This window comes from Arthrobacter sp. H41 (assembly GCF_000520535.1).
GTDB lineage: Bacteria > Actinomycetota > Actinomycetes > Actinomycetales > Micrococcaceae > Arthrobacter_D.
Genome location: NZ_KI914761.1, coordinates 55754 through 57551, shown reverse-complemented (window position 1 = coordinate 57551; position 1798 = coordinate 55754). Strand labels below are relative to the sequence as shown.

The window sequence follows — 1798 nt, the reverse complement described above, 5'->3', positions numbered from 1 at the left end:
CAATCGGCGCGGCAGTCGACCCGGCGCCTGGCCCAGCTTCCGGGCCGGCGCCCGAGCCGGCTCCCTCCATGGCCCACCGGACCGGTGCCTGATGGAGTACTCGAGCGACAACCTCTTCGTCCAGATGGGGGAGTGGCTGACGGCACCGGACAACTGGTCGGGACCCGCGGGCATCCCCACGAGGATCGCCGAGCATCTCGGATACACCGCCCTGACCATGCTCATCGCCCTCGCCATCGCGGTGCCGATCGGCCTGTTCGTGGGTCACACCGGGCGTGGCCGGGTGCTGATCGTCTCCGGCGTCGGCATTCTCCGCGCGCTTCCGACGCTCGGCGTCGTCTTCCTCCTCGTGCTGCTCGCCGGCCGGGGACTGATGCCTCCCATCTGGGCCCTTGTGCTCCTCGCTGTCCCTCCGCTGCTCGGCGGCGTCTACGCCGGGATCTCCTCGGTTCGCCGCTCCGTGGTGGATGCCGCCCGGAGCATGGGGATGACCGAGTGGCAGATCCTCACCCGGGTGGAGGTGCCCAACGGGATGCTGGTCATCCTGGGCGGCGTGCGGGCAGCGGTGCTCCAGGTGGTGGCGACAGCAACGGTGGTCGCCTTCGTCAAAGCCGTGGGGCTCGGCGTGTTCCTGGTGGAGGGGACCCAGCTCGCCGACTACGGCCGGCTGTTCGGCGGCGCCGTCGTCATCGGCGCCGTCGCCATCGCCGTCGACGGCATCATGGCACTATTGCAGAGATTTGCCGTCCCGCCGGGGCTGCGCGCGTCGCCGCCCCCGGGACGACCCCAAGAATCTGGCCGGCAAGAGGCCGTCGCCAGTGCACAAGGAGGAACAACATGACAAACCTGTCAGCACACCGCGCCGCACGGCGCGCATTGATGGGACTGGCGGGCGGCCTGACGGCCGCCCTGGCGTTGACTGCCTGCGGTGCCAACAGCGACCCCCAGGGGGAACCGGAGGACACGGCTGCCGCGAGCGGTTCGGTAGTCGTCGGTTCGGCTGATTTCCCGGAGAGCCAGGTCGTCGCCGAAATCTACGCCGGTGCGCTCAACGCCGCCGGGGTGGAAGCCACCACCCGGCTCGGCATCGGCTCCCGCGAGATCTACTACACCGCGGTCGAAGAGGGATCGATCGACATCATCCCGGACTACAGCGGGAACCTGCTGCTGTTTGCCGATCCAGAGGCCACAGCTGCCTCCGCGGAGGACATCATCAGTGCGCTGCCCGAGGCGCTCGAAGCGAGGTCACCGGAGAGCAATCTCGGGGTGCTCGAGCCCTCGGAGGCGCAGAACAAGGATTCACTCGTCGTCACTGCCGCCACGGCGGAACAGTACGGCCTTGAATCGATCGCCGACCTCGCCGAGGTGTGCGGGGAAATCACGATCGGCGCTCCGAGCACCTTCCAGGAACGCGCGTACGGCCTGCCGGGACTGGCGGAGAAGTACGGCTGCGTGCCCGGCAGCTTCGAGGCCATCAACGACGGCGGAGGCGAGCTGACGCTGCAGGCACTCCTCAATGACAATGTCCAGGCGGCCGACATCTACACCACCACGCCGTCCATCGAGGACAACGATCTCGTGGTGCTCGAGGATCCGGAGAACAACTTCATCGCCCAGCAGGTGCTTCCCCTCGTCAACCTCGACACCGTGGGGGACGAGGCGAGGGAAGTGCTCAACAACGTCTCGGCCGAGCTGACCACCGAGGACCTGTTGAGCCTCAACCGCGAGGTCAGCGGTGACGAGAAGCGCAATCCCGCTGATGCTGCCGCCGATTGGCTGGCAGAGAAGGGCCTCGCCG

General features: G+C 68.0%; 2 protein-coding genes. Both read left to right on the top strand.

What is annotated here, in order from left to right:
- Positions 1-91: 91 nt before the first annotated feature.
- Positions 92-841 (top strand): ABC transporter permease, encoded by a 750-nt coding sequence (locus Y705_RS0102790; RefSeq protein WP_081737724.1) that lies wholly within the window; start codon positions 92-94, stop codon positions 839-841.
- Positions 838-1798: ABC transporter substrate-binding protein (locus Y705_RS22110; protein ID WP_081737723.1), on the top strand; the 961-nt coding region annotated here is incomplete at its 3' end. The genes Y705_RS0102790 and Y705_RS22110, both read left to right, overlap by 4 nt.